The sequence below is a fragment of the Anabaena subtropica FACHB-260 genome (assembly GCF_014697105.1).
Taxonomy (GTDB): domain Bacteria; phylum Cyanobacteriota; class Cyanobacteriia; order Cyanobacteriales; family Nostocaceae; genus Trichormus; species Trichormus subtropicus.
In genome coordinates, this window is the sequence record NZ_JACJRF010000053.1 from 25,643 (window position 1) to 33,027 (window position 7,385).

Here is a 7,385-nt window from a genome sequence, read left to right on the forward strand (position 1 = left end):
TAAACTAATTTACTCTTCTTGAGTAAAATATTTGTCAAGAAAATTTAAGGCGTGGTTACGGAGTTCAAAATATTCTTTTGAGTTTCGCATAGCAGACCTATCTCTGGGATGAGGAAACGGTACTTCTAATATTTCTCTTATATTTGCTGCTGGCCCATTGGTCATTAAGACGATGCGATCGCTCATATAAATTGCCTCATCAACATCGTGAGTAATCATCATTACTGCTTGCCGATGATTTTCCCATATATCTAATACTTGTCTTTGCAATTTACCTCTTGTTAAGGCATCTAATGCACCAAAAGGTTCATCCATGAGTAACATTTTTGGACGAATTGCTAAGGCTCTGGCAATGCCTACTCTTTGTTTCATACCTCCAGAAATTTCATCAGGATATTTATCTGCTGCCGGGGTTAAGTTTACCATTGCTAAATGTTGGTTCACAATGCTAATTCTTTCAGCATTTTTAGCATTTTTTAACACTTCATCTACTGCAAGACGGATATTTTCTCTCACTGTTAACCAAGGTAGGAGAGAATAATTCTGAAATACCATCATTCTCTCAGCACCAGGTTTGTGAATTTCTTTACCATCAAGTCTGACTGAACCAGAGGAGGCTTTTTCTAACCCGGCGACAATTTTTAACAATGTTGATTTTCCACAACCAGAATGTCCAATTACGGAAATAAATTCGTTTTCACCAATAGTTAAGTTAACGCCATCTAAAACGACGAAGTTACCTTTATCCGGTGTAGGATAAGCCTTGACTAAATTTTTAATTTCTAAAAAATTAGTGCTAGACATAGCTTTACCATGAGTATCAACTACAGATGGTGTATATTTCATATCAAATGCTCCTAAAAAGTGGTCACGATATATGTGTAAAATCCCAATCTCCAGTACCCAATTCAAGACATGAAAAAACGAGTAGGTGCATTCGCCCTAATGGCAAAACTATTTAAATAACCAACTGGATCGCTGGGGTCAAAACCTTTCTTGTCTATAAAGACATCTGGTGATTCCACTTTGTAATCATCTTTCGGAGACTCTATGCCCATTTCGGCGGCTATCTCTCGATATAAATCTGTTCTCCAGGCTCGTGCTGCTAGTTGTTCAGCATTTTGGGGAAATTCTGGAATTTGTCCCCAACGGGCTGCTTGAGTCATTAACCAAAGACTCCGCGATCGCCACAGGAATGTAGAGTGTTCGGCTGGTTGTTTGGACAGGTTGTCAGGAATGTCATAGAAAATTGTGGTGTCTGCGGCTTGGATGGTGCGGTCTTTGCCATCAAATCCACCGTAGTTGTAAGCACCCATAATTCCCGGCCCTGTTAACTTAGTGATTGGCGCATCTTTATTTCTCGGTCTTGCACCTGTAAAGGAACGGTCGGTAATTAGTTCGGCTACTTCTTGGCGATTTTCTGGCTGGCTGCAATATTGGCAGGCTTCTATCATGGCTTTTACCAAGGAACGATAGGTTTGGGGATAATTGTTAATGAAGGATTCCATGACACCCAATAATCTATCTGGATGTCCTAACCAGACTTCTTTACCTTGGGCGAAGGTAAAACCAATGCCTTCATTACCTGTAATGGCTCTGGTGTTCCAGGGTTCTGCTACCATGTATGCTTGCATTGCCCCTATCCGCACGTTTGTCACCATTTGGGGTGGTGGGACAATAATGATGCGAAATTCTTTGAGGGGATCGACTCCGGCCGCAGCTGATACATAACGGACGAAGTATTCGTATATTGCTGAACTGAGAACTACTGCCCAAACTTTGTTTTCTGATGACTGCTTGGCAAAGTAGCCACGAAAATCTTTTCCAAAGGCTTCTAATGCGCCATCGCCATATTGTTGTTGGTATTCAAACCAAGGACGCAAGCCAAAATCCCACATGGCTTTGTTCATGGTCATGGCATTCCCGTGACGATGTATGGTCATGGCTGCACATAAGGGGGCTTGGCGAGCGCCTTCTGCACCTATGCGGGCGTTGGTGACTGCACCAGATACTACAGGGGAAGCGTCGAGACGACCAAAAATTAAGCCGTCGCGGGAGGTTGCCCAACTGGCTTCGCGGTTGAGTTTGACGTTTAAGCCATACTTGCGAAAGAAGCCTTTTTTCCAGGCGATCGCAAATGGCGCACAATCATTTACAGGCACGTATCCGACAATTAAATCTGGTTTTTCTAAGTCTTGGGGTTTGACTACCGGTTGTATTGCTAAGGCTTCTTGTGTCAAGCCTGTGGCGGATCTATCCCCCGATATGGCACAGGAGGAAAGGGTAATTCCGGCTGTGGTTGCTCCTATGCTTTTGATAAAGTCTCTTCTCGTCCAGTTATAGTTACTCATCTTGTGCCTTTGATGGTTTATTTGTTCGCACACAGGCGCAGAGGCGCACAGAAAGATGCGTCTTGCTTGAGGTGAGTTAGATTTGTTTAAGGGACTTCCAGAAAATAAATTATCCAATTTACGCAGATAATATTTTGTTGTCTTCTCCCTGCTCCCCTACCTACCCAGTGATAGGATATTTTTTTTAGTTGGAAGTCCCTAATTCGCGGCTGTCGGACGATGGGTGACAAATTCTTGCAGTTTGCTAACGGCAAAATCTAGGATGAGTCCAGTTAAGCCAATGACGAAGACGGCGAGGAAGACTGAACTGAGGTTTAAACGACTCCATTCATCCCAAACAAAAAAGCCGATCCCCATACCCCCTGTAAGCATCTCTACTGCAACGATGACTAGCCAGGCAATACCTAAACTAATTCGCAAACCTGTAAAAACATAAGGTAAGCTAGCTGGCCAGATAATTTTGGTAATTCGCCGCCAACGGGGCATTTCTAATACTCGCGCTACATCTAGATAATCTTTGGGGACGCTGGCTACTCCTAAGGCGGTATTGATGATAGTCGGCCAGAGGGAGGTGATGAAAATTACGAAAATTGCTGAAGGGTCTGCCAAGTTGAAGATGGCTAAGGCAATTGGTAGCCAAGCCAAGGGTGATACGGGTTTGAATATCTGAATGATGGGATTGAGTGCTAACATTGCTGGTCTAGACATCCCAATCAAAAATCCTAAAGGAATTGCAACTAGCGCACCTAGCCCAAAACCAATCAATACTCGTCGCAGACTAGCTATCAATAACCAACCAATTCCTAAGTTACCAGGGCCTCTTTCATAAAAGGGGTTCAAGATGTAGTCTAAGTTAGCTACCAACGCCTCTGGTGGGGTGGGCATTAATTCATGGTTGACAAGGGCTACAATCCACCACAGCAATATAATTCCTAAGAATCCTAAAGCGGGGAGTATGACTACATCTCTGACAAGAATCGGTTTGGCTTTTTTCCACGCAGCTTGACTGGCAACAGCTGCGATGGCTGCTATATTTAACTGAAATATCATTTGTCACCTCAACAGAATTCAGTGCAGGTACGAAAACACGAGCAGTACCAGCCTCGGACACTGATGAGAACTAAACATTGATAAAATGCTGTCTCTTCAGTCTCCTCTCAATGCCTACGAAGTTAGCTGACGGGCTAGGGCTGAGAGATGCCCCTCTCGTGAGAGTGTTGAGTAATGAGTGCTGAGTTTAATATTTTTAGATTGAGTAATTCCTAACTCTTGACTCTTTAGCTGACACTCTCTGTGAGATACGCCCCACAAAGTGGTTCCTCCGTTCCAACGTTAAATAGTGTGATGTGTTGGATTAGGCTGACTTACTCTAATAGATAATAGTGCTAACAAACTTAACACCTTCATTCAAAAAAAGCAATCTCCAGTTGATAAATGTTGTTGATTTTGTTACAAAACAATAAATCTGACTTTTCACGGGATCTGGAAAACCCCTCTCCAACCCTCTGCCCTACAAGGAGAGAGGCTTTAATTTTTCCCCCTTCCCTGTCTCCGACACGCTGCGCGAACGCAGGGAAGGGGGTTAGGGGGTTAGGTTTTACGTTAGCTTTTCCACATAACTTGAAAAGTCAAAACAATAAATAAGCGTGATTAACCCACATCCTACCCAAGCACGAAGACGGTTACTTAGTTCATTAATTTGATTTTGAGCGATCGCTAATCATCAATCCAGCCAGAGAATTAATCACGAACTTTACTTTGCCTTTGATAATCTATATCATTTGGTAGGTGATTTTTTTCATGAATAGCGATAGAGTACACCACGCTCGTTACACTAATTTCATATAGAATTAATTTCTCTATCCCGTAGCTGAATTTAAAAGAATGGAATTTAGTCAAGTACTGGCTGACAATAGTAACACCATTATCGCTAAATGGGTTGTAGCAGTTCGTGAGGATAGGCAGATTGAAAGTGCCGATGATTTATCTTACACAGGTATTAAAAATCATATCCCCGACGTTTTTCAGGCAATGGTGACAGTACTTTCAAAGTCTGAGGATAGTGATATTAGGTCAATTATCACTGCTAGTTGGCAGCACGGTTTACTACGAGCTGAACAGGGTTTTGACCCGTCAGAAATTGCCCGTGAATATAGGCTTTTAAGAAAGGTAATATTTGATACCGTAGAAACAGATTTATTACGGCGAACACCCGCCGAGATTGTTCGTTATATGCGTTTGATTGACGCGGTGATTGATGAAGCGATCGCTAGATGTTTTCATAGTTATGTAGGGGAACGCTTACGCGAATTAGAACATTTGCAATCTTCTCTGACGCTTCATAATGAAGAACTAACGCGCTTAATAAATGCCAATGAAGATAAACTATCACAACTAGCACACGAACTGAAACATCCTTTAACAGCGATTATTGGCTACTCAGATTTATTTTTACGACAACAAAAGCGCGAGATTGGAGAAAAAAATAACACGCTCAACATAGAACATATTGAACGTGTATTGCGTAATGGCAGACATTTATTGCGTTTAATTAATAATGTATTAGAACTGTCGCGGTATGAAGCCGGAAAAATTCAACTGCAACCAGCACCGATTAATTTACGAGAATTAGTTAACAATGTCTGTGAAATGTTGGAACCTCTGGCTGCTGAGAAAAATTTACCCATCCTAGTTGATTGGGTACGCGCTCCGCAAGAAATAATCACAGATGGCTTTCAAGTACAACAGATTGTGACAAATCTTGTGAGTAATGCAATTCGCTACACAGAGTCAGGCACTATTAATATAGTGTGTGAAGTATTGGATGATCAAAAATGGGCGATCGCAGTTTCCGATACAGGAATTGGTATAGCCGAAAAAGACCAAGCTAAAATATTTGAACCTTATTTTCGTGTCAGTTCTAAAGACCGTCCCTACCTTCCTGATAGTACTGGGTTAGGTTTAGCAATAGTTGCGCGGTTAGTCAAACTATTGCAAGGCGAAATTAACTTAGTTTCTCAACAAGGAGTAGGTTCCACATTCACCGTGATTTTACCCTTAAAAGTAAAGATTTGAGAAACTGCAAAACTTAGGCGATCGCCATACAAGATTAAATCTCAAATTGATATTTTTTATTAGGCTATTTGATTTATACTTTTAATTCTGTCTAATTATGGAGAAGTGTTAGAGTTGTATGTCAAGCCTGAGTTCTGACATGGTACGTATTTATTTGCAAGAGATTGGTCAGTTCCCTTTATTGACATCAGACCAAGAAATAACTTATGGCAGGCAAGTACAAGAAATGATTGCCATTGAGGAGCATAAACAGGAGCTTAGTCAACAATTACATCGGGAACCAAGACTAGCAGAATTAGCAAATTTTGTGAATAAGAGTGAAACTGAAGTAAGTCAAATACTTCAGCGTGGACAAAGAGCCAAGCAAAAAATGGTAACAGCAAACCTACGATTGGTGGTTTCGGTTGCCAAAAAATATCAGCATCGCAATCTGGAGTTTCTGGATTTGATTCAAGAGGGGGCAATCGGTTTACAAAGGGGGGTAGAAAAGTTTGACCCTAACCGGGGCTATAAGTTATCAACCTACGCATACTGGTGGATTAGTCAGGCTATCACCAGAGCGATCGCTGAGAAATCCCGCACGGTGAGGCTACCGATTCATGTTAACGAGAAACTGAATCAAATTAAAAAAGCACAGCGAGAGTTGTTTCAAACACTAGGTCGTCGTGCCAATGTTACAGAAATTGCTCAGAAACTGGACTTAGAGCCAAGCCAAATTCGAGAATATCTGAGTGTTGCTAGTGGAACAATCTCTCTAGATTTAAAAGTAGGAGATAACCAAGATACAGAACTGAGTGAACTTCTAGCGGATGAGGGTATATCACCAAATGAACAGATCACCCAAGAAATGTTACGCCAAGACTTAAGTGATTTGTTAGCGTTACTCAAACCCGTGCAGCGCGAAGTATTAATTTTGCGGTTTGGACTGTTGGATAATCAAGAACGAAGTTTGGCTCAGATTGGAGAGAAGCTAAATGTCAGTCGAGAGCGAGTGCGTCAAATCCAACAACAGGCAATGACTGCTCTGCGTCGTCAACAACCCTCTATTGGGCAGTATCTCACTTCTTGAGGAATACTCAAAGCTCACCCCTACTGGGGTGATGATTTTGGTTGTGATCACTCTCCTGCTCACGGCTTATGGTATGAATTATGATCTATTATTTTTCTGAGAAGGAGTCATTATTTTGACTTAAATAGTAATATTTAGTTATGAAAAATTCTAGATTTATAATAGTTACAAACATCAAATGACGATTGAATATATTCGCCTTAAAAACATCAAAGTACAACAAAATAGTATATTACAAGAAATTTTTCATTTAGCCTCGCATCCTAATTATGATTTAACTCAAATAAAAGCACTACATCAAACTTTGATTACAAAAACAGCAGTAATTGAAAAAATATGTGCTAAACAGCAAGCAAATCCAGTAAACCTGACTCATCAATCTCGTAAAATATATTCATGGATAAAATTTTTGACAGATGAATATTATCTACACCTCCACCTGAAAAATACTTGCTATTTGTTGGAAACGGCTAAACATATTCTAAGTATGCGTGGTCAACAACCACTGCAATTAATGATTGCAATAACTAACTTATCTGGACTATATCATGGTAAAATATCTGCTAGCGCAGCTCATATCATGATTAGTGAGGGCTTTATAAATGCACCACATGAAGTATTGCAAGCATTAGTAGAATCTGCTCTTTTTGGTAAGAATCAAAATAATACAAGAATCATTAGAACCTTTGCCAGTACAGAAGAATACAGCAATATTTTATTAGAGCTTGATTTAATTGCTGAGGTAGTGGCAGAAAAGCCACAAGGTAAGTTTTATGATCTCGATAATACCAATTTAATATGAAGCTGCATAGAAAAGAGCTTCTAAAATAAAGTTATAAGAGGAGATAGACATTACCTGCTCAAATGTTAATTGCTCGAATAGTTGTTGT

Annotated in this window: 6 protein-coding genes and 1 riboswitch; of the genes, 3 read left to right on the forward strand and 3 right to left on the reverse strand. The window is 40.6% G+C overall.

Going from position 1 to position 7,385, the window contains the following annotated elements; all coding sequences use genetic code 11:
- Positions 1-9: 9 nt before the first annotated feature.
- From H6G18_RS21560 to ntrB, 3 genes are all read right to left on the reverse strand, one after another.
- The gene (locus H6G18_RS21560; RefSeq protein WP_190409143.1) at positions 10-846 is read right to left on the reverse strand and encodes an ABC transporter ATP-binding protein; all 837 of its coding nucleotides are present in this window, start codon (positions 844-846) and stop codon (positions 10-12) included.
- Between the two features lie 62 nt (positions 847-908).
- Positions 909-2,351 (reverse strand): ABC transporter substrate-binding protein, encoded by a 1,443-nt coding sequence (locus H6G18_RS21565; RefSeq protein ID WP_190409144.1) that lies wholly within the window; start codon positions 2,349-2,351, stop codon positions 909-911.
- A 198-nt stretch (positions 2,352-2,549) separates the two neighbouring features.
- On the reverse strand, positions 2,550-3,401 hold the full coding sequence (gene ntrB / locus H6G18_RS21570) for a nitrate ABC transporter permease (RefSeq protein WP_190409145.1): 852 nt from the start codon (positions 3,399-3,401) through the stop codon (positions 2,550-2,552).
- A 96-nt stretch (positions 3,402-3,497) separates the two neighbouring features.
- A riboswitch (cyclic di-AMP (ydaO/yuaA leader) is annotated at positions 3,498-3,722 on the reverse strand.
- Between the two features lie 513 nt (positions 3,723-4,235).
- Here ntrB and H6G18_RS21575 point away from each other — a divergent pair.
- The 3 genes from H6G18_RS21575 to H6G18_RS21585 all read left to right on the forward strand — a co-directional run bounded on the left by H6G18_RS21575 (position 4,236) and on the right by H6G18_RS21585 (position 7,297).
- A complete protein-coding gene (locus H6G18_RS21575; RefSeq protein WP_190409146.1) occupies positions 4,236-5,426 on the forward strand; it encodes a sensor histidine kinase in 1,191 nt (396 codons plus the stop codon).
- 118 nt (positions 5,427-5,544) lie between these two features.
- Entirely contained in the window at positions 5,545-6,495 is a 951-nt protein-coding gene (locus H6G18_RS21580; protein WP_190409147.1) for an RpoD/SigA family RNA polymerase sigma factor, read from the forward strand.
- Between the two features lie 178 nt (positions 6,496-6,673).
- The gene (locus tag H6G18_RS21585; RefSeq protein WP_190409148.1) at positions 6,674-7,297 is read left to right on the forward strand and encodes a hypothetical protein; all 624 of its coding nucleotides are present in this window, start codon (positions 6,674-6,676) and stop codon (positions 7,295-7,297) included.
- Positions 7,298-7,385: the final 88 nt, after the last annotated feature.